The sequence below is a fragment of the Paraburkholderia nodosa DSM 21604 genome (assembly GCF_000519185.1).
GTDB lineage: Bacteria > Pseudomonadota > Gammaproteobacteria > Burkholderiales > Burkholderiaceae > Paraburkholderia > Paraburkholderia nodosa.
This window is the reverse complement of sequence record NZ_JAFA01000004.1, coordinates 263,927-282,942: the sequence shown is the minus strand read 5'-3', so window position 1 is coordinate 282,942 and position 19,016 is coordinate 263,927. Positions and strand designations below refer to the sequence as shown.

Here is a 19,016-nt window from a genome sequence, read left to right as displayed (position 1 = left end):
GTAATACCCTGGGGAATCGTGTCTTTCAGCATTGACGACGTGACGAGGCGGTTGAATACGCGCCTGAAAATGCGCCATCTGGTCCTGCTCCTGCAGATCCGCCAGCACGGCTCGCTCACGCGCGTGGCGGAACACATGGCGACGAGCCAGCCGGCCGTCACCAACGCGCTGGCGGAAATGGAGAGCATGTTCGGCGCGCCGCTCTTCGACCGTACGCCGCGCGGCATGACGCCCACGGCGCTCGGCAACGTGGTACTCGCGCGCGCCCAGGCCATGCTGCACGACCTCGACCACCTCGCGCGCGACATCGAAGCCGTGGTGGCCGGCCACGCCACGCGCGTGCACGTGGGCGTGATTCCGTTCATCTCGGGCCGCACGCTCGCCGCCGCCATTCGCCTCACGCAGTCGCGGCTGCCGCAACGCGTCACCATGACGATTCACGAAGGCACGAGCGACGCGCTCCTGCCGCAGCTGCGCGACCATACGCTCGATATCGTGATCGGGCGCGCGTCTTCGGCGGTCGATGTCTCGCAGCTGCGCTTCGAGGTGCTGCATCAGCAAAAGCCGCGGCTCATCGCCAGCCGCCGGCTCGCGGCGCGCCTCGCGCGCGGCAAGCTCGACTGGGAAAAGCTGGTCGAACTGGACTGGATCCTGGGCGCGCCGCATACGCCCATCCGCGAGCAGATTTCCGACCTCTTCCTGCATGCGGGCGTGGCGCCGCCCGTGCCGATCGTGGAGAGCTACACGTCGCGGCTGATCGGCGAGATGATCAGCACGAACGAGAACGCCGTGTCGATCGTGCCCGCCGATATTGCCGAGGAACTCGTGCACTTCGCGGGCGTGGCGATCGTGCCGTACACGCTCGACTGGACGCTGCCTCCCGTTGCGATGTTCACGCGCGCGGGCGTGCTGCGCGATGTCGACGCCACCTTCGGGCAGTCGCTGCGCGAGTTCTATCAGGAGGCGGAAAAAGCGCGGGGCTAAGCCGTTTCCTGCAGCTCGCTTTCCAGCTCCTCCAGCTCCAGGCCGTGCGTACGGTCGTGGTCGAGCAGTTCGCGCACGAGTTCTTCCAGCGTCATGCGGCGTACACCGTCGCGCAGCCCGCAGCGCAAACGCTGCTCGGGCGTGAGGCGTTTGAGCGAGGCGCAAAGACGGCGCCGCCCTTCACTGAACTCGCCCATTGCGGCGACAAGATCCTGCTTCATGTATTCGCGTTCTTCCGCGAGCGCCGTGCCGTTCACCGATGCGATGTCCGGCAGCTGAGCCTTGCGTACGACGCTGAACCGTTCGGCGAAAACAGCGTCGAGATCGCGCAAATGGCATGCGTGTTCGACCAACGAGAAGCCCGTGCCGCCTGGCCGGCGCGCCCATAGATTGATGGGCACGCGCTTGACGAGCGCCGCGAAGCGTTCCGGCATGGTTGCGAGCGCTTCGATCACCGCTTCGAACGGCAGGACGACCGGCTGCGCGCTGAACACCGCGCCATAGCTGAACAGCGCCCCGCTCACACGGCCGCGCGCCTGCGCGACTTCGTGGCCGTGGCGGCGCATCACCTCGGCCACCAGCGCGCCGCAGTACTGGCGCGCCGTGGTGTCTTCGCCGATTTCCGGAAACTTCAGCGCGATTTCCTCGGCCACCGCGGCAATCGCCGCCACGCCGACGCGCGAAAGCACCGCATATTCCACATAGCGCCCAGGCGCGTCGATCAAGGCTTCCAGCTGGCTGGCGAGCGGTGTCGCCTTAAAACGGTCGAAGCGTGAATGCACGTTGCCTCCTAATAGCTCGAATCGTAACGTATCAAAACGATACGTTACAAAACGCGAAGAAGCAAGCGATCAAACGCAGACGGGGGCGAACTCAATCACTGCGACGATTTAGGTGTTTACCCGTAATCGTATTGTCAGCTGGTTATCGGTATGCCGATAATGCTCTCATGGATGTGAAAACTGCAGTGCGCGTCTTCGACGTGATCAACCTCTTTGCCGAAGTCCGGCAACCAATGATCTACAGCGAGATTGCGCGTCGAACCGAGATCCCGCTGTCGAGCTGCCACGCGCTGTTGCAGACGATGGTGGCCAAAGGCTATCTGTACGCGCCGGGCGTGAAAGCGGGCTATTACCCCACGCAGCGTCTGCTGCACGTGGCGCGCGACATTTGCAGCGAGGACCCGCTCACGCTGATGTTCCAGCCGCTGCTTTCCGCGTTGCGCGACGCGACCGGCGAAACCGCTGCGCTCGCCACGCTTGCGGGCAACCGCGTGGTCTATCTCGACGTGATGGAGTCGCGCCAGAAGATCCGCTACAGCGACGAGCCCGGCGGCTTCATGACCATTGCGAGCGCCGCGGGCAAGGCGCTGCTCGGCGCGCTCGCCCCGGCCGCGCGCCGCAAACTGCTCGACAGTTGCGAGCCGCAGTTGCGCTCGGCCAATGGCGCGGTGATCGACCGCGGCGCGTTCGAGCGCGACGTCGAGCAGGGCGTGACGGACGGCTGGCATCGCTCGACGGGCGAGAGCGTAGAGGACGTAGCCGGCCTCGCGCGCGGTTTCCTGATTCATGGCGAGGCGTTTGCGCTCGTCATCGGCGCACCCAAGGCGCGTCTTCTCAAGAACGAGCAGAACGCCGTGAAGGCGCTGCTCGAGGTGTACGCGCAAATCCCGCCAACGCTGCTTGCCGCGTGAGGCACATCAAGCGCCTCGGGCGCTGAATGCAGCGAGGCGCGAAACGCGGAATTCCTGAAGTGGAGGGTTAAGCATGCGTTGGAAGAACCGGCCGGAAGGCTCGAACTGGGGCGACTTCGGTCCTGACGATCAGTTGGGCCGCCCCAATCTCATCGGCGCCGAGCAGGTGCTCAAGGGCGCGCAGGAGATACGCGCGGGTCTCACGTTCACCCTTTCGCTGCCGCTCGACTTTCCCGGCGACAGCAAGCTCAACGTGCGCCGCCATCCGCCGGTGCTGCGTCCCACCTTCCGCGACGGCCTGCCCTATGTGAACTTCCCGTTCGCGCGGAACGTTGCGGGCGCGACCGACGTGGTGAGCGACGACCAGGTGCTGCTCTCGCTCCAATACTCCACGCAGTGGGATTCGCTCGCGCACGTCGGCGCGCGCTTCGACGCCAACGGCGACGGTGCGGCCGAGAGCGTCTACTACAACGGCTATCGCGCGAACGTGGACGTGGTCGGCCCGATGGAATATCGCGCGGAAGACAACTTCGCGCCTCACGCGTGCGGCGGCGAGCATAGCCATGCCGATGTGCTCGGCATCGAGCACCTTGCCGTCAAGGGCATGCAGGGCCGCGGCGTGCTGATCGATTTCGCCGCGCATTTTGGCCGCGAGTTTCGCACCGTGGGCTACGACGACCTGATGCGCGTGATCGAGGCCGACAGCGTGGAAGTCGAGCGCGGCGACATGCTCGTGCTGCGCACCGGCTTCGCGGAGATGGTGCTCGAAATGAACCGCCAGCCCGACGAAGCCGTGTTGTCGAGCCACTGCAGCGCACTCGACGGGCGCGACGAGCGCCTGCTGCAATGGATCAGCGATTCGGGCATCGCGGCGCTCGCGGCCGACAACTACGCCGTTGAACGTTACCCCGCGCGTGCGGCCTCCACACCCGGCGACCACCCGCTCATGCCGCTGCATCACCACTGCCTCTTCAAGCTCGGCCTGCCGCTGGGCGAGCTCTGGTATTTGCGCGATCTCGCCCAGTGGCTGCGCGAGCACCAGCGCTCGCGCTTCATGCTCACCGCGCCGCCGCTGCGGCTGCCGGGCGCCATGGGCTCGCCCGTCACGCCTGTCGCGACGGTTTGACGAACTGATTCGTTATCCTTTGTTTTATCTGTATTCCTGAAAGACATGGCTAAAGAAAGAGTCCTGATTACCGGCGGCGCCGCCGGCATCGGCGCCGCGTGCGCCGCACGCTGCGAGGCCGACGGTTACGAGGCCGTCGTGATCGACCGCGTGGGCGACGGCATCATCGCCGATCTCTCCGACACCCGGGCGACGGCAGCGGCGCTCGCCCTCGCGCTGGAAGGCGGCCCCATCACGCGCCTCATCAACAACGTGGGCGTGGTCGTGCCCAACGACGCCGAGCACCAGTCGCTCGAAGAACTCGAACGTGCATGGGCCCTCAACGTGCGCTGCGCGCAGCAGTGCATGCAGGCGCTGTTGCCCGGCATGAAGGCCGCGGGCTTCGGGCGCATTGTCAACATGTCGTCGCGCGCCGCGCTTGGCAAAGAGCTGCGCACGGCCTATTCGGCCACCAAGGCCGCGTTGATCGGCATGACGCGTGTATGGGCGCTCGAACTCGGCGCGTTCGGCGTGACCGCGAACGCCATTGGCCCGGGCCCGATCCGCACCGAACTGTTCGACCGTGCCAATCCGCCTGGCGCGCCGCGCACCGAAGCAATCATCAATGCCGTGCCGGTCAGGCGCATAGGCACGCCCGACGATGTCGCGCACGCGGCCTCGTATCTGCTCGACGCGCGCAGCGGCTTCGTCACCGGCCAGGTGCTCTATGTGTGCGGCGGCATGACCGTTGGCGTCGCGGGGGTTTGAAGATGGCAGCCCCCGAAACGCCTGCGCAAGCCTGCGAACCGCGCCGCGCCGGCATCGTCGGCGCGGGCAGCATTGGCGTGGCGTTCGCGATCTGCTTTGCGCGGGCCGGCTGGCGCGTGCGCCTCTACGATCCCGACGCTGCACGCCGCGCCGCCGCGCCTGACGAGATTGCGCTGCGCCTCGACGCGCTCACGCAATTCGCCCTGCTCGACGAAAGCGCGCAGGCAATCGCCGCGCGCGTCGCGATCGTCGAGACGCTCGAAGCCGCGGTGGCGCAAGCCGACCTCGTGCAGGAATGCGCGCCCGAGCGCGCCGAACTCAAGCGCGAGATCTTCGCGCAGCTCGACCGCGCCGCGCCGCCCGAAGCGATCCTCGCGAGCGCTTCGTCGTTTCTCGCCGCTTCGAAATTCGTCGACGCTACGCTGCCCGGCCGCGCGCGCTGCCTCGTCGCCCATCCCGGCAACCCGCCCTATCTCGTGCCCATGATCGAGGTCGTGCCCGCACCGTTCACGTCCGAAGCGGCGGCCGCGCGCGCGATCGCGCTCTACGCCGAAGCGGGCATGAAGCCCGTGCGCGTAAAGCACGAGGTGGAAGGCTTCATCTTCAACCGCCTGCAAGGCGCCGTGCTGCGCGAAGCGTATTGCCTCGTGCGCGACGGCGTGGCGTCGGTGGAAGACATCGACACCGTGATGCGTGAAGGCCTCGGCCCGCGCTGGTCGGTGATCGGCCCGTTCGAGACCGTCGATCTGAACACGCGCGGCGGCATCGCCTCGCATGCGCAGAAGATGGGCCCTTCGTACGCACGCATGGGCGCCGAACACGGCCAGCACGACCCGTGGACGCCCGAACTCGTCGCCCAGGTCGAGGCGGCGAGACGCGCGGCGTTGCCGCTCGATCAATGGGACGAGCGTGTGGGCTGGCGCGACCGCCAGCTCATGCAGCTCGCCCGCCATCGCAAGACCCAAAGCCACGACGACTCATAAGCGCTTCGAACGCACGCGCTGAGAGCCGAAGAGACCCGACAACTATTACGATTCAATCAGAGACACTTCCATGCAGAAAGTCACCGCTTTCTTTACCGAGCTGATGCGCCGGTATTTGCCCGATCCGTTCGTGTTCGCGATCGGCCTCACCTTGCTGACGATGGCCCTTGCCGTGATCGTGCAGGGGCAAGCCGTCACGGCCCTCACCACGAGCTGGGGCAAGGGCTTCTGGGCGCTGCTCGCGTTTACCACGCAAATGGCGGTGATTCTCGCGATGGGCTACGTGCTGGCGACCGCGCCACTGACCGACCGCTTTCTGAACCGCGTGGTGGCGCGCGTGAACGATCCGCGCATGGCGATCGTCGTCGCGACGCTGGTGGGCGGCATCGGCAGCTATCTGAACTGGGGCTTCGGCCTCGTGGTGGGCGGTATCGTCGCGCGCAAGCTCGCGCTGCGTGTGAAAGGGGTGCACTACCCGCTCATCATCGCTTCGGCGTATAGCGGCTTTACGCTCTATGGCCTCGGGCTTTCGGCCAGCATTCCCGTGCTGATCTCCACGAAGGGACATCCGCTCGAAGCGCAAATGGGCGTCATTCCGCTCACCGAAACGATTTTCTCGCACACCATGCTCATCACGAGCCTCGTGACCATCCTCACGCTGCCGCTCCTGAACGCATGGCTGCACCCCAAGCCTGGTCAGCCGATCAGGGAAATCGATCGCGCCCGGGAAGATAAGCAGCAGAAGGCGGCCGCGCTCGGCGTGGATCTCGACGAAGGCAACACGCTCGCCAACCGCCTGAACAACAGCCGTATTCTGAGCTACGTGATCGGCCTGATCGGCATGGGCTATGTCGCGCTGCACTTCGTGCAGGGCGGCTCGATCGACCTGAACCTCATCAACTTCTTCATTCTGTTCCTCGGCATCCTGCTGCTCGGCACGCCGATCCGCTATGTGGAGAAGCTCAACGAAGGCATTCGCACGATTAGCGGCATCATTCTGCAGTACCCGTTCTATGCGGGCATCATGGCGATCATGGCGTCTTCGGGTCTCGTCAATACGTTTTCCGAAGCATTCGTGAAGATCGCGACGCCGGCCACGCTGCCGTTCTGGGGCTTGATCAGTTCGTTCGTCATCAACTTCTTCGCGCCTTCGGGCGGCGGCCACTGGGTCATTCAGGGACCGTTCATGATCGAAGCGGCGAAGACCATCGGCGCCTCCGTGGGCCATACGTCGACGGCCGTGATGCTCGGCAACGCATGGAACGACCTCGTGCAGCCGTTCTGGATTTTGCCCGCCCTCGCGCTTTCCAAGCTCAAACTCAAGGACATCATGGGCTACACGGTCATCATGATGTTCTGGATCGGCATCGTTTATTCGGTTGCGATTCTCGCCTGGGGCTGACCGGAACTTATACGCGGCCTTCCCTGAACTACCCCCTCACTGGAGACCATTCATGCTGTATCTCGTGCACATGCAGGTGCAGATTCCGCACGGCACCGACGCCGCCTTCGCCGACGCCCTGAAAGCCGAGGAAAAAGCGTTTTCGCAGAAGCTGCAACGAGAAGGCAAGTGGCGCCACCTGTGGCGCGTGGCCGGCGAATACGCGAACTACAGCGTGTTCGACGTCGAGTCGAACGACGAACTCCATACGCTGCTTACCGCGCTGCCGCTTTTCCCGTTCCTGAAGATCAGCGTGACGCCGCTCGCCCAGCATCCGTCGGCCATCGTGCCCAACTGAGAGGAACGCGCCATGCCTTTTCTCATCGAGACGTTCGACAAGCCCGGTCACGCCGAGGTACGCGCGCGCGAGCGCGATGCACATCTCGAGTTTCTCGCGCACAACAAGGCGCTGTTGCTGGCCTGCGGCGCGAAGCTCAACGACGACGGCAGCGGCGCAGGCGGCGGCATCTATATCGTCGACCTCGAAACGCGTGAGGAGGCCGAGCGCTTCATCGCGCAGGATCCGTTCACGCACGTCGGGCTGTTCGAGAGCGTGAAGATCGTTCGCTGGCGCAAGGCCTATATCGACGGAACCTCCTACCTGTAAGCGCAAAGCGCCTGCAGTCCCGCGACCAATCAGTTCGTTTTCGACCCTCGACGGCGCCGCGCTCCCCTGTGCGGCGCCGTGTTGGCCCGGCGTGTGCCTGCGCACGCCGGGCCGTTTTTCATTCCCGCGCGGTTAGGCGCCCCTGCTGCGCGCCCCGTGCTGGGCACATCGATTGCTGAGCAGGTACGCCGTCAGTCCATCAAGCAGCGCGGCCCATGTGGCGGCGCCTTCACGCGAAGAGGAAACCGATCATGCTAAAAATGGCCCTGTTCTTTGCCGTGATCGCCGTGATCGCGGCTCTGTTTGGCTTCACGGGTATTGCGGCCGGCGCGGCCGCGATTGCGAAGATCCTGTTCTTTATCTTCGTGGTGCTGTGCGTGGTGTTCCTCGTGATCGCCCTCGTGGTCACGAAGAAGATCGTCGATTGACCGAAGCGCAAACGACGCCCGGGGCGCCGACGCCGCCCCGGGCCCCATCGGGCCGCGCCCGCGTACTGAAAGGCGCGGCGCCTATGGTTGACTTCTCAACCACATATCGCAACCGGCTTTTCTCATGAACCGAACGTATCAAGAACCTAAACGAAGTTTCATTTTACGGGCCATTTTCGACACGTTTGCGTAATCGCCCTCGCCTAAATTTCCGGTTCCGCCACACACGAAGAATCCTCCTTCTCTACGGAACCGAAATGAAAAAAACGTTGTTGAACCTCCTCGCGCTCGCGGCGGCCGCCGCTTGCACGAGCGCTCACGCACAAAGCAGCGTTACGCTCTACGGCACGGTCGATGCGGGCCTCGACTACGTCAGCAATCAGAAGTCGTCCACGGGTCATGGCACGACGTGGGGCATGCAGTCCGGCAACGTGAGCACGAGCCGCTGGGGCCTGCGCGGCACGGAAGACCTGGGCGGCGGGCTCAAGGCGATCTTCGACCTCGAGAACGGTTTCTCGGTCGTCAACGGCAAGGGCTCCAACGGCGGCTATCTGTTCGGCCGCCAGGCATGGTTGGGCCTCTCCAGCGACCAGTACGGCACGCTCACGCTCGGGCGCCAGTACGACGCGCTCGTGGACATGATCGCGCCCATGTCGGCCACGGGCTCGGGCTTCGGCGGCAACATCGCGATGCACCCGTTCGACAACGACAACCTCAACAACGACGTGCGCATGAACAACGCCGTCAAGTTCCGCAGCGCAACCTACGCGGGCTTCCAGGTCGAAGGCGCCTACGCGTTCAGCAACCAGGGCGGCGGCTTCGCGAACAATAACGCCTACACGATGGGCGCTTCGTGGAACGGCGGCCCGGTCAACCTGGCCGTAGCGTACTTCCAGGGCAACGAGCCCGGCTCGACCACGAACGGCGCACTGAGCGCCGGCAGCGGCACCGACAACGATCCGATGTTCGTGGCTGCACGCACACGCACGCTCGGCGCGGGCGGCAGCTATACGATCGGGCCGGCGAAAGTGGGCCTCGTGTTCACGCGCACGATGGTCGCCGAGCCCACGCAAATCGCCCAGGGCGGCTCGCTCAATACGTTCGACGCCGACTACCTGACGTTCAATAACTTCGAAGTGAACGGCCGCTATGCGCTCACGCCGCAACTGAGTCTGGGCGGCGCCTATACCTATACGGACGGCTCGGTGAGCCGCGCGCAAGGCAACGCGTCGCCGCACTGGAACCAGTTCATGCTGCAGGCCGACTACGCGCTGAGCCGCCGCACCGACGTGTATCTGGAAGGCGTCTATCAGCGCGTTTCTGGCGCGCAGGGCATTCCGGTGCTCGGCAATGCGTCGATCTACAACCTCGCGGCTTCGTCCAGCAATACGCAAGCGGTCGTCGCGGCAGGCATGCGCCTGAAGTTCTAAGCCCATGCTTAACGGGTAGACGCGCAGTAACAGCGGCGTAACAGCGGGTCGCGCGTAATGAGCGCGGCCCGTCGTGCTGCGTAAAATAAGGGCAATGTCATCGCCGGGTCATGCAAGCGCGCCATCGTTGCGCAGACACTCACCCTGCGATGCTTGCGCCCGCGCGCGTCAGTCATGCAAGTCCGCCAGCGCAGGCTTCGCCCTCTGCTCCCGAGGCGAGACGACATGACGAAAAAAGACATCCCCGAGAATGCATCCACCGAAAGCGGCGCCAGTGTCTCGCGCCGCGGCTTCCTCAAGCTCGCCGGCGCGTCCGGCTTCGCGAGCGCGGCGTCGGCTTTCGCGGGCAGCGCGAAAGCCGACGCCGCCACTCCGGACGGCACGCCCGAGCAGATCCACCTCACCTGGGGCGAAGACCCGACACGCGAAGTCGTCGTTTCGTGGGCATCGCTCGCCTCCTCCACGAATCCGCGTGTGATCTACAGCGCCGATCGCGGCAAACGCGAGACGGTGCACGCCGTGCAACGCACCTATACCGACGGGCTCACCGGCGGCGTCGTGTTCACGTATCACGCGCGGCTGCGCGGTCTGGACCCGGCGACGACCTACCGCTACGAAGTCACCGCCGATAACGACAGCCACGCGAGCAGCCCGTTTTCTTCGAGCTTCGCCACGGCGCCGCGCGGGCGTGCAAAGTTCCGCTTCACGAGCTACGGCGACCTCGCCACGCCGAACACGGGCTGGGTGCTGTCGTCGCCGCAAAGCCGCTTCGCCGTCGAGGCCGTAGAGCGCTTCCAGCCGCTCTTTCATCTGCTCAATGGCGACCTCTGCTACGCGAACCTGAATCCCGCGCACCAGACCGATGTGTGGCGCGACTTCGGCAACAACAATCAGACGTCGTCGGCAAATCGTCCGTGGATGCCGTGCCCCGGCAATCACGAGATCGAGTTCTACAACGGCCCGCAGGGTCTGAATTCGTATCTCACGCGCTATACGCTGCCGCATAACGGCACGCAGTTTTCGGGCCGCTGGTACAGCTTCCGCGTGAGCAACGTGCTGTTCGTCTCGCTCGACGCCGACGACGTGGTCTACCAGGACGCCGCCGCGTTCGTGGCCGGCCCCTTGCCGCTCGTGCCTGCCGCGAGCACGGGCAACGCGCCGGTTCAGCCGGGCACGTCGTTCTATGTGCGCGGCTACAGCAACGGCGCGCAGACGCGCTGGCTCGAGCAAACCCTGAAGCAGGCGAAGGACGACGACGATATCGACTGGATCGTGGTGCAGATGCACCAGGACGCGCTCAGCTCGTCGAAAACGGGCAACGGCTCGGACAAGGGCATTCGCGAAGCGTGGCTGCCTCTGTTCGACCGCTATGGCGTGGACCTCGTGGTGTGCGGCCACGATCACGACTACGAGCGCAGCTACCCGGTGCGCGGCTGCAATCATCACGCGGGCGTCGATGCGAAGACTGGCGCGAGCGTCGACACGCTTCAGCCGCGTCCCGTCACGCACGCCGAGGGCGCGGGCAACACCTTCGACACGAGCCACGGCACCGTCCACCTGATCCTGGGCGGCGGCGGCACGAGCGCGCCGCTCGACGTGTACGGCGTGGACGCCGGCAATGGCAATCCGCAGGCCCAGGTGTTCACGAAGCCCAACCACCCGGTGGCGGGCACGACCGCGGGCACCTTCGCGCGCCCCACGGCGGATGCGCTCGAAGACGCGATCTGGTCGGCGCAGCGCGATACGGGCACGGGCTATGGCATTGCGGTGTTCGACGTCGATCCCGGCACGCACGGCGGCAAGACGACGATCACCATGAACTACTATCACGCGCCCGGTGCGGATCAAACGCCGACCGGCAATTATGAGTTGTTCGAAACGATTACGCTGGCGAAGTCACGCTAAGCGAACCACGCGGGGCGCTTGCGCCCCGCTTCGAATTCAGACTGCGAGCGCGGCTTCTTCCACTTCCCGCACCACGACCGCACCGCTCGCCAGCCGCCGGTAGCGCGACAGCGCCCATAGCGGAAAATAGGCCGTGTACCCGTGATACTTGAGGTAGTAAATGCGCGGGAACCCCGGCGCATTATGCGAGCGATGCCACCAGAATCCGTCTTCCTGCTGCACGGATAGCAGATACGCCACGCCGCGCCGTACCGATTCGGATTCCCAGTCACCGAACGCCATTTGCGCGAGCAGCGCCCACGCGGTGAAGTTCGACGCGCTTTCGCCGCCGTTGGTGCCGGCAAGGCGCGGGTCGATATAGCTGTCGTTGGTCTCGCCCCAGCCGCCATCGGCGTGCTGGCGTGCACGCAGCCACGTGAGCGCGCGTGCGATGTACGGCTGCCTCGGGTCCTCGCCCGCGAGCGCGAGACCTGCCAGCACGCTCCACGTGCCGTAGATATAGTTGGTGCCCCAGCGGCCCCACCAGCTGCCGTCGGCTCGCTGCGTGGCCTTCACGTACGCGATGGCGCGCGCAAGCGCCGCCTTGTCCTCGGCGCGGCCAGTTACGCCGAAGCACAGGAGCACGCGACCCGATACGTCTTCGGTTGGCGGGTCGAGCAAGGCGCCGTGATCCGCGAACGGGATCGCGTTCAGATAGAGGCGGTCGCAATCGGCGTCGAAGGCCCCGAAGCCGCCGTTGCGCGATTGCAGGCCGCGCATCCAGTCGAGCGAGCGCGCGACACGCGCCGCATACGGGTCCACGCCCGTCTTGCGCGCCTCCCCGCGGCCCCGCCGATGGAGCATGGCGGCGACCACGGCCGTGTCGTCGATGTCGGGATAGTACGGGTTCTCGTACTGGAAGGCCCAGCCGCCAACCGGCGTGTCGGGCTGCGCGTTCTCGATCCAGTCGCCGCGCACGTCGTCCACCTGACGCCCGGCGAGCCAGTCGTACGCGCGCGCAATGCGCTGCTGGAGTTCCAGGTCGCTGATCGCGGCCGACGCCGGATCGGCGGGCACGACCGTGCGCGCCTGCTCGAGCGCCATCGTGCTCCACGCCGTGTCCCACACGGGCGAGAGACATGGCTGGCAATACACGCTGCCGTCCGGGCGCTCGACCAGCAGCTTTTCCAACGCATTCTCGCAGTCGCGGCGCAACGGATGATCTTCAGGATACCCAAGCACCTGCATCATCTGGTAGCTGTACACGATAGGCGGAAAAATGCCACCCATGCCGTCCTCGCCGTTCATGCGCTCGGCGCACCAGGCCTCGGCGTATTTCATGGCGCGTTGGCGCAGCGCGCGCGGCAGCAGCGGCTCGATATGGCGCAGCGCCCGGTCAGCCGCGAGCAAGAGCCGGCGGACGCCCTTGCCGCGCGCAAAGTATTCGCGCTCCTCTTCGGGGGGCGTCACGAACAGTTCGGCAATCGATACGTCATGCGGATTGGCCGCGCGCGCCTTCAGCGAACAGAGCGCGAGCAGCGGCACCATGGTCGTGCGCGCCCAGTAGGCGACCTTGTACATCGAAATCGGCACCCACTTCGGGAACAGCACGAATTCGACCGGCATGAACGGCGTGGCGCGCCACGGCACCTGACCGAAGGTGGCGAGCAGAATGCGCGTGAACACGTTGGACTTCGCGGCCCCGCCGAGCTTCAGAATGGTCTCCCGCGCGCGCACCATGTGCGGCGCGTTCGCCGAATCCCCTGCCGCCTTCAGCGCGAAGTACGCCTTCACGCTGCACGAGACATCGGGCGCACCATCCACGTAGAGGTCCCATGCGCCGTGCGTTTGCAAACGCTGAATGGCGCGCAGATAGCGCGCCATCTTCTCCTGACGCACCACGTCGATCTTGCCCATGAAATGCATCATGAGGATGTATTCGGCGGTGATCGTGGCGTCCGACTCGAGTTCGAAGCACCAGCTTCCATCGGCGTCCTGCTGTCGCACAAGCGCCTCGCGGCCGCGAACGATCGAGGCGTCGAGCGCCGCCATGGCGGCTGCGGAGGCGGTAAAAGGCGGGTTGGAATTTTGCATCGGCGGATCATACCATCCGTACGGAATGTTTAGCAGCGACGCCTGCAATGGTATGATCGCCGCCATGAAAGACTCCTCCGTCAAGGCGCCCGCGCGCGCGACAAGGCGCAGCGCGAAGGCGGCTGACGCAGCGGCCCCCTCGGCTCCACCGGCCTCCTCGGCCCCGAAGCCCCCTTCCCCACGCAAGGACGCGGCGCCTGCCGCCGGCACGCGACGCAAGAAAGCCCCGGTTCAGGTGCGCGCGCAGTTGCTGCAAGCGGCTTCCGATATCGCCACCGATCAAGGCGTGCCCGCCGTGACGCTCGACGCCGTGGCCGAACGCGCGGGCGTGACCAAGGGCGCGCTGCAATATCACTTCGCCAACAAGCAGGGCTTGCTCGATGCCCTCTTCGAGCAGACGCTGACGCGCTTCGAGCAGCAGATGCACACGCGCATCGACGAAGGTGTGGCGCAAGGCGCGCCGAAACACGGCGCCGCCGCACGCGCCTACCTGCACACCACGATCGACGAAACGAGCCCCGCCGCCAGCACCAACGTGCTGCGCGTGCTGGTGGCCGCGATGATGACGGACCCCGCGATTCGCGAACGCTACGCCGCGCCCATGCGCAAGTGGACGCGTCCCGACCCGCTGCCGCTCGAAGCCGCCGCCCGCCTCATGATCTGCCGGCTCGCGGCGGACGGCCTGTGGATCTCCGACCTGCTCGGCTACCAGAACATGCCGCCGCGCCTGCGCGCCGAAGTGGTGCGCCAACTGGAGCAGCTGGCGCTCGCCAAAGGGTGAACGGCGGATAAAGAAAGCACGCGCCAGGGTTCCCCCCGAGCGCCGCGCATTCACGCCCGGCGCACTATGCCGAAATCGTCACCGCGCATGGGTCGTTCGAGCAAGACGGCCAAAATGGCGCGACCTACGATTGTCGGCATGAAAACCCTGACCGTTATCGACTCCCACACGGGCGGCGAGCCCACGCGCCTCGTGATCGCCGGCGGCCCCGAGCTGGGCCACGGCCCGCTCGCCGAACGCCTCGCCGTTTTCCGTCGCGACTTCGACCGCGTGCGCGCGGGCGTCGTGAACGAGCCGCGCGGCTCGGACGTGATGGTCGGCGCGCTGCTATGCGAGCCGCATGATCCGTCCTGCTCCGCCGGCGTGATCTTCTTCAACAACGTCGGCTTTCTCGGCATGTGCGGGCACGGCACCATCGGCCTCATCGCGTCGCTCGCGCATCTCGGGCGCATCGCGCCCGGCCTGCATCGCATCGAAACGCCGGTCGGCAACGTCGAAGCCGAACTGCACGCCGACGGCAGCGTCACCGTGCGCAACGTGCCCGCGTATCGCTACCGTCAGGCCGTACCGCTCGACGTGCCCGGCTACGGCCGCGTGCATGGCGACATCGCCTGGGGCGGCAACTGGTTCTTCCTCGTCGCCGATCACAACCTGACGCTCGAAGCACGCAACGTCGAAGCGCTCACCGAAGCCACGTGGGCCATGCGCCAGGCGCTCGAGGCGAACGGCATTACGGGCGCGGACGGCGCGCCGATCGACCATATCGAACTGTTCGCGCACCCGGACGTCGCGGGCATCGACAGCCGCAATTTCGTGCTGTGTCCCGGCAAGGCCTACGACCGTTCGCCGTGCGGCACCGGCACGAGTGCGAAGGTCGCGTGCCTCGCCGCGGACGGCATGCTCGCGCCCGGCGCGCAGTGGCGCCAGGAAAGCATCATCGGCAGCGTGTTCGAAGCCTGCTATGAAATCACGCCCGAACTCCCCGCGGGCCATGTGCGCCCGAGCATACGCGGCAGCGCGCATATTAGCGCGGAGTCCAAACTGATTTTCGCCGACGACGATCCGTTCGCGTGGGGCATTCCCGCGTGATGCGGGGTTCGAGCGGTCAACACGATGTCGTCGTGATCGGCGCGGGCATCGTGGGCGCGGCATGCTCGCATGAACTCGCGGCGCAGGGTCTGAACGTGCTCGTCATCGAGCGCGCCGGCGTTGGCGGCGGCGTGACGGCCGCCGGCATGGGCCACCTCGTCGTGATGGACGACACGCCCGCCGAATTCGCGCTGAGCGCGTGGTCGCTGGCACTGTGGCACGCGCTGGCTCCCGGTCTCGACGCGCGCCATGCGTTCTTGCGCTGCGGCACGCTCTGGGTCGCCGCCGACCAGGAAGAACTGGCGCTCGCGCAGACGCGCCAGCAGGCCCTGCAACGCCAGGGCGTGGCGTGCTCGATGCTCGACGCGCGCCAGTTGCACGAAGCGGAACCGGGTCTGCGCAATGGCCTCGTCGGCGGCATGATCGTCGACAACGACGCCGTGGTCTACGCGCCGGCCGTAGCGGCATGGTTGCTCGAACAGCCGGTCAGCGGCCGCTTGACCCGGCGCACGCAAACTGAGGTCGCGCGTATCGACCGCGCGGGCGTGCACCTCGCCGATGGCGAGATCATCGGAGCGGGCGCGGTCTTGATCGCGAACGGCCTGGCGGCGCTCGATTTGCTGCCACGCCTGCCGCTCCAGGCGAAGAAGGGACACCTGCTCATTACCGACCGCTATCCCGGCACGATTCGCCACCAGATTCTCGAACTCGGCTATATCAAGAGCGCGCACAACGCGAGCGGCACCTCGGTGGCGTTCAACGTGCAACCGCGGCCGACCGGGCAATTGCTGATCGGCTCGTCGCGCCAGTTCGACAGCACGGATCCCGCCGTCGAGCCGGCGATTCTCGCGCGCATGCTGCGCCGCGCCACCGAATATCTGCCGCAACTGCCCGCGCTCAATGCGATTCGCGCATGGACGGGCTTTCGCCCGGCATCGAGCGACGGCATGCCGCTGATCGGCCCCGCGGCCTCGTTCGCCGATGACGACAGCCATCCGTCCACGTGGCTCGCCACCGGACACGAGGGCCTCGGCGTCACCACGGCGCTCGGCACCGCGAAGCTGATTGCCGCGCAGATGCTCGGACGCGCCGCCGAGATCGACGCGACGCCGTATCTCCCCGCGCGCTTCGCTGCCCAGGGGGCCGTGCATGCCTGAATCGAATACGACGTTGACGATCGATGGGCGCAAAGTGGGCGTCGCGCCGGGCAGCTCGGTTGCAGCCGCCATCGCCATTGCCGCGCATGCAGAACACGCGGCGCCCGTCACGCGGCGTTCGGTGAGCGGCGCACTGCGCGGGCCGTTGTGCGGCATGGGCATCTGCCAGGAATGCCGCGTCACCATCGACGGCGTGCCGCATCGGCTTGCCTGCCAGACGGTTTGCGTCGCGGGCATGAAGGTCGTTACCGGGAATGCAGCGCCATGAAGTTCGATATCCTGATCATCGGCGCCGGACCGGCCGGATTGAACGCCGCGCGCATCGCCGCACAGGCGGGTGCGAGCGTCTGCATCGTCGACGACAATGCGCTGCCTGGCGGCCAGATCTGGCGTCAGGGTCCCGGCCATCGTGCCACTGGCCCCGCGCGCGCCGTGCTCGACGCCCTCGCGGCGCGCACCAGCGTCACGCTGCTGAGCGCAACCCGCATCGTGCAGGCGCTCCCCGGGCGGCAACTGCTCGCCCAGTGCCCCGACCGCGCGCTCACGCTCGCTTACGGCAAGCTCATCGTCGCCTCGGGCGCGCGCGAGCGCTTCCTGCCCTATCCCGGCTGGACCTTGCCGGGCATCACGGGCGCGGGAGGCTTGCAGGCGCTCATCAAGGGCGGCATGCCCGTGCGCGGCGAACGCATCGTCATCGCGGGCAGCGGGCCGTTGCTCTGGGCCGCCGCCGTGACCGCGCGCCAGCATGGCGCGACGATCGCCGCGATCGTCGAGCAGGCGCCGCCCCAGGCGGTGCGCCGCTTCGCGGCGGGCCTTGTCCATACGCCAACGAAACTCGCCCAGGCGCTGCGCATGCGCTTCGATCTGCGCGCGACGCCTTACTGGTGCGATGCGTACGTTGCCGAAGCCATCGGCACGACGCGCGTGACGCAGGCGCGCGTGCGGCGCGGCAACGACGACGTACTGGTCGATTGCGACCGGATCGCGTGCGCCTATGGCCTCGTACCGAATACGGGCCTCGGCGCGGCGCTGGGTTGCCGCCTCGACACCCATGCGGGTTCTCCGGCCATCGCCGTGAACGAATGGCAACAAACCTCCGCCGAAGGCATTTACGCGGCCGGCGAATGCACCGGCGTGGGCGGCATGGAACTCGCGGCGGTGGAAGGACGCATCGCGGCATACGCCGCGCTCGGCGACCACGCGAACGCCCGGCACCTGTTCGCCGAACGCGAGCGTTACCGCCGTTTCGCCACGCGCCTGCACGCAGCGTTCGAACTCGCACCCGCGTTGCGGGCGCTTCCGCAGCCCGACACCGTGTTCTGCCGTTGCGAGGACGTCGCCTTTCGCGACGTTGCGCGTCACGCCTCGTGGCGCGACGCCAAGCTGCAGACGCGCTGCGGCATGGGCCCCTGCCAGGGCAAGATTTGCGGCGAGGCGGCCGCGTTCTGTTTCGGCTGGCCGCAAAACGGCCAGCGCCCGCCGTTCTCGCCCGTGCGCATCGACACCTTGCTGCACGCAGAAACGACGGAATAGCGCCACACGGGTTTTTTGTTGCAGATGCGCGCGCGTGCGCAAATCGGCACAATGGCGGTTTCCGCCGATCCCGCCCCAAGCGCCTCGCGATGCCCGAACTGGTCCTGCCCGCCGCCCTCGAAAACGCCACGTTTGCGCAGATGGTCGCGCATTTCACCATGCTCGAACCGCTGTTCGACGCCATGCCCGACGTGGTGTTCTTCGTGAAGGACCACGAGGCGCGCTACGTGATCGCCAACACCACGCTCGCCGCGCGCTGCGGTTTCAAGGAAAAGCGCGCGCTGCTCGGCAAGACGGCCGAGCAGGTCTTTCCCTCGCGCTTCGGCCACAGCTATACCGCGCAGGACCAGGCCGTGGTGCGGCTCGACAGCAGCCTCATCGACCAGCTCGAACTGCATCTGTATCCGGGCCGGCAGCCGGGCTGGTGTCTCACCTCGAAAGTCCCGTTGCACGACGCGTGCGGCCGCGTGCTGGGCGTGGCGGGCATTTCGCGCGACCTGCAGGCCGCCGAAGGCACGCATCCCGCATACCAGCGGCTCGCGGTCGCCGCGAAGTACATCCAGGACAACTATGCGCAACCGCTCAAGCTCGCGCACCTGGCGAAGCTCATCAATATGTCGGTGGCGCAGATCGAGCGCTACTTCCACAAGATCTTTCACCTCACGCCCCGCCAGATGCTGCTGAAAACGCGTCTGGACGCGGCCTCGGTGCTGCTCGCGAGCGACCTGAGCATCACCGACATCGCCACGCAGTGCGGCTATAACGATCACAGCGCGTTCACGCGGCAATTCAAGGCCACGGTGGGCGTCACGCCGAGCCAGTATCGTGCGCTGCTGCAAACGCCCGAAAGCGCGCAAACGTCCGGCGCTTGAGCCTCGCGCCGGCGTGCCCAGGGTTGCCCCTGGGCCGCTTTAAGAAAGCGCCGGACTATGCAGATTTCGTCTTTTTGAGGCGCGAAAGGCCCCAAGCGTCAAACGATCTGGACAGCGATACTCCACTCATATTCAACAGGTAGCGGCGCGAGCCGCTACGCATTCAA

Annotated in this window: 19 protein-coding genes; 17 read left to right on the top strand and 2 right to left on the bottom strand. The window is 66.3% G+C overall.

What is annotated here, in order from left to right; all coding sequences use genetic code 11:
• The first annotated feature begins 18 nt into the window (after positions 1-18).
• Positions 19-984 (top strand): LysR family transcriptional regulator, encoded by a 966-nt coding sequence (locus tag A3CW_RS0107725; RefSeq protein WP_028203051.1) that lies wholly within the window; start codon positions 19-21, stop codon positions 982-984.
• Here the strand turns inward: A3CW_RS0107725 and A3CW_RS0107720 are convergent.
• Positions 981-1,766 carry a DinB family protein gene (locus tag A3CW_RS0107720; RefSeq protein WP_028203050.1) on the bottom strand — a complete coding sequence of 262 codons (786 nt, stop codon included), beginning with the start codon at positions 1,764-1,766 and terminating at the stop codon, positions 981-983. The two genes, A3CW_RS0107725 and A3CW_RS0107720, sit on opposite strands and share 4 nt — an antisense overlap.
• A 167-nt stretch (positions 1,767-1,933) precedes the next feature.
• Here A3CW_RS0107720 and A3CW_RS0107715 point away from each other — a divergent pair, with 167 nt between their 5' ends.
• From A3CW_RS0107715 to A3CW_RS0107670, 10 genes are all read left to right on the top strand, one after another.
• Positions 1,934-2,677 (top strand): IclR family transcriptional regulator, encoded by a 744-nt coding sequence (locus tag A3CW_RS0107715; protein WP_028203049.1) that lies wholly within the window; start codon positions 1,934-1,936, stop codon positions 2,675-2,677.
• 73 nt (positions 2,678-2,750) lie between these two features.
• Positions 2,751-3,803, top strand: a complete 1,053-nt coding sequence (locus A3CW_RS0107710; RefSeq protein ID WP_028203048.1) for a cyclase family protein — start codon at positions 2,751-2,753, stop codon at positions 3,801-3,803.
• 45 nt (positions 3,804-3,848) lie between these two features.
• Positions 3,849-4,550, top strand: coding sequence for an SDR family oxidoreductase (locus tag A3CW_RS0107705; protein WP_028203047.1), 702 nt, complete (start codon positions 3,849-3,851; stop codon positions 4,548-4,550).
• A gap of 2 nt (positions 4,551-4,552) precedes the next feature.
• Positions 4,553-5,533 (top strand): 3-hydroxyacyl-CoA dehydrogenase, encoded by a 981-nt coding sequence (locus tag A3CW_RS45570; protein WP_051481299.1) that lies wholly within the window; start codon positions 4,553-4,555, stop codon positions 5,531-5,533.
• A gap of 70 nt (positions 5,534-5,603) precedes the next feature.
• Complete coding sequence (locus A3CW_RS0107695) at positions 5,604-6,935, top strand: short-chain fatty acid transporter (RefSeq protein ID WP_028203046.1); 1,332 nt, start codon at positions 5,604-5,606, stop codon at positions 6,933-6,935.
• Between the two features lie 52 nt (positions 6,936-6,987).
• Entirely contained in the window at positions 6,988-7,272 is a 285-nt protein-coding gene (gene catC, locus A3CW_RS0107690) for a muconolactone Delta-isomerase (RefSeq protein WP_028203045.1), read from the top strand.
• Positions 7,273-7,284: 12 nt separating this feature from the next.
• Positions 7,285-7,581, top strand: coding sequence for a YciI family protein (locus tag A3CW_RS0107685; RefSeq protein ID WP_028203044.1), 297 nt, complete (start codon positions 7,285-7,287; stop codon positions 7,579-7,581).
• Positions 7,582-7,832: 251 nt separating this feature from the next.
• Positions 7,833-8,009: a DUF1328 family protein gene (locus tag A3CW_RS50780; protein ID WP_028203043.1), complete on the top strand. Its 177-nt coding sequence runs from the start codon at positions 7,833-7,835 to the stop codon at positions 8,007-8,009.
• 257 nt (positions 8,010-8,266) lie between these two features.
• Entirely contained in the window at positions 8,267-9,439 is a 1,173-nt protein-coding gene (locus A3CW_RS0107675; RefSeq protein ID WP_028203042.1) for a porin, read from the top strand.
• A 225-nt stretch (positions 9,440-9,664) separates the two neighbouring features.
• Positions 9,665-11,344 carry a purple acid phosphatase family protein gene (locus A3CW_RS0107670; RefSeq protein ID WP_028203041.1) on the top strand — a complete coding sequence of 560 codons (1,680 nt, stop codon included), beginning with the start codon at positions 9,665-9,667 and terminating at the stop codon, positions 11,342-11,344.
• A 36-nt stretch (positions 11,345-11,380) separates the two neighbouring features.
• Here A3CW_RS0107670 and shc read toward each other — a convergent pair whose 3' ends face one another.
• A complete protein-coding gene (gene shc, locus A3CW_RS45565; RefSeq protein WP_051481318.1) occupies positions 11,381-13,417 on the bottom strand; it encodes a squalene--hopene cyclase in 2,037 nt (678 codons plus the stop codon).
• Between the two features lie 64 nt (positions 13,418-13,481).
• On the opposite strand from shc, the gene A3CW_RS0107660 reads away from it, so the two are divergent.
• The 6 genes from A3CW_RS0107660 to A3CW_RS0107635 all read left to right on the top strand — a co-directional run bounded on the left by A3CW_RS0107660 (position 13,482) and on the right by A3CW_RS0107635 (position 18,849).
• Positions 13,482-14,198, top strand: coding sequence for a TetR/AcrR family transcriptional regulator (locus A3CW_RS0107660; protein ID WP_051481317.1), 717 nt, complete (start codon positions 13,482-13,484; stop codon positions 14,196-14,198).
• 129 nt (positions 14,199-14,327) lie between these two features.
• Positions 14,328-15,287 (top strand): 4-hydroxyproline epimerase, encoded by a 960-nt coding sequence (locus A3CW_RS0107655; RefSeq protein WP_281175084.1) that lies wholly within the window; start codon positions 14,328-14,330, stop codon positions 15,285-15,287.
• Positions 15,287-16,444 carry an NAD(P)/FAD-dependent oxidoreductase gene (locus A3CW_RS0107650; protein ID WP_035512517.1) on the top strand — a complete coding sequence of 386 codons (1,158 nt, stop codon included), beginning with the start codon at positions 15,287-15,289 and terminating at the stop codon, positions 16,442-16,444. The genes A3CW_RS0107655 and A3CW_RS0107650 overlap by 1 nt, the downstream gene beginning before the upstream one ends.
• On the top strand, positions 16,437-16,712 hold the full coding sequence (locus A3CW_RS0107645) for a 2Fe-2S iron-sulfur cluster-binding protein (protein ID WP_028203037.1): 276 nt from the start codon (positions 16,437-16,439) through the stop codon (positions 16,710-16,712). The genes A3CW_RS0107650 and A3CW_RS0107645 overlap by 8 nt, the downstream gene beginning before the upstream one ends.
• Complete coding sequence (locus A3CW_RS0107640) at positions 16,709-17,977, top strand: FAD-dependent oxidoreductase (protein ID WP_028203036.1); 1,269 nt, start codon at positions 16,709-16,711, stop codon at positions 17,975-17,977. Before A3CW_RS0107645 ends, A3CW_RS0107640 begins: the two co-directional genes overlap by 4 nt.
• Positions 17,978-18,066: 89 nt before the next feature.
• Positions 18,067-18,849 (top strand): AraC family transcriptional regulator, encoded by a 783-nt coding sequence (locus A3CW_RS0107635; RefSeq protein WP_028203035.1) that lies wholly within the window; start codon positions 18,067-18,069, stop codon positions 18,847-18,849.
• Positions 18,850-19,016 lie beyond the last annotated feature (167 nt).

What these genes read in the sequence shown, in the direction of transcription:
- catC (WP_028203045.1), top strand. Translation starts at nt 6,988, where the DNA reads ATGCTGTATCTCGTGCACATGCAGGTGCAGATTCCGCACGGCACCGAC.
- shc (WP_051481318.1), bottom strand. Translation starts at nt 13,417, where the DNA reads ATGCAAAATTCCAACCCGCCTTTTACCGCCTCCGCAGCCGCCATGGCG.
- A3CW_RS0107650 (WP_035512517.1), top strand. Translation starts at nt 15,287, where the DNA reads ATGCGGGGTTCGAGCGGTCAACACGATGTCGTCGTGATCGGCGCGGGC.
- A3CW_RS45570 (WP_051481299.1), top strand. Translation starts at nt 4,553, where the DNA reads ATGGCAGCCCCCGAAACGCCTGCGCAAGCCTGCGAACCGCGCCGCGCC.
- A3CW_RS0107675 (WP_028203042.1), top strand. Translation starts at nt 8,267, where the DNA reads ATGAAAAAAACGTTGTTGAACCTCCTCGCGCTCGCGGCGGCCGCCGCT.
- A3CW_RS0107645 (WP_028203037.1), top strand. Translation starts at nt 16,437, where the DNA reads ATGCCTGAATCGAATACGACGTTGACGATCGATGGGCGCAAAGTGGGC.
- A3CW_RS0107660 (WP_051481317.1), top strand. Translation starts at nt 13,482, where the DNA reads ATGAAAGACTCCTCCGTCAAGGCGCCCGCGCGCGCGACAAGGCGCAGC.
- A3CW_RS50780 (WP_028203043.1), top strand. Translation starts at nt 7,833, where the DNA reads ATGCTAAAAATGGCCCTGTTCTTTGCCGTGATCGCCGTGATCGCGGCT.
- A3CW_RS0107640 (WP_028203036.1), top strand. Translation starts at nt 16,709, where the DNA reads ATGAAGTTCGATATCCTGATCATCGGCGCCGGACCGGCCGGATTGAAC.
- A3CW_RS0107685 (WP_028203044.1), top strand. Translation starts at nt 7,285, where the DNA reads ATGCCTTTTCTCATCGAGACGTTCGACAAGCCCGGTCACGCCGAGGTA.
- A3CW_RS0107635 (WP_028203035.1), top strand. Translation starts at nt 18,067, where the DNA reads ATGCCCGAACTGGTCCTGCCCGCCGCCCTCGAAAACGCCACGTTTGCG.
- A3CW_RS0107695 (WP_028203046.1), top strand. Translation starts at nt 5,604, where the DNA reads ATGCAGAAAGTCACCGCTTTCTTTACCGAGCTGATGCGCCGGTATTTG.
- A3CW_RS0107715 (WP_028203049.1), top strand. Translation starts at nt 1,934, where the DNA reads ATGGATGTGAAAACTGCAGTGCGCGTCTTCGACGTGATCAACCTCTTT.
- A3CW_RS0107705 (WP_028203047.1), top strand. Translation starts at nt 3,849, where the DNA reads ATGGCTAAAGAAAGAGTCCTGATTACCGGCGGCGCCGCCGGCATCGGC.
- A3CW_RS0107670 (WP_028203041.1), top strand. Translation starts at nt 9,665, where the DNA reads ATGACGAAAAAAGACATCCCCGAGAATGCATCCACCGAAAGCGGCGCC.
- A3CW_RS0107710 (WP_028203048.1), top strand. Translation starts at nt 2,751, where the DNA reads ATGCGTTGGAAGAACCGGCCGGAAGGCTCGAACTGGGGCGACTTCGGT.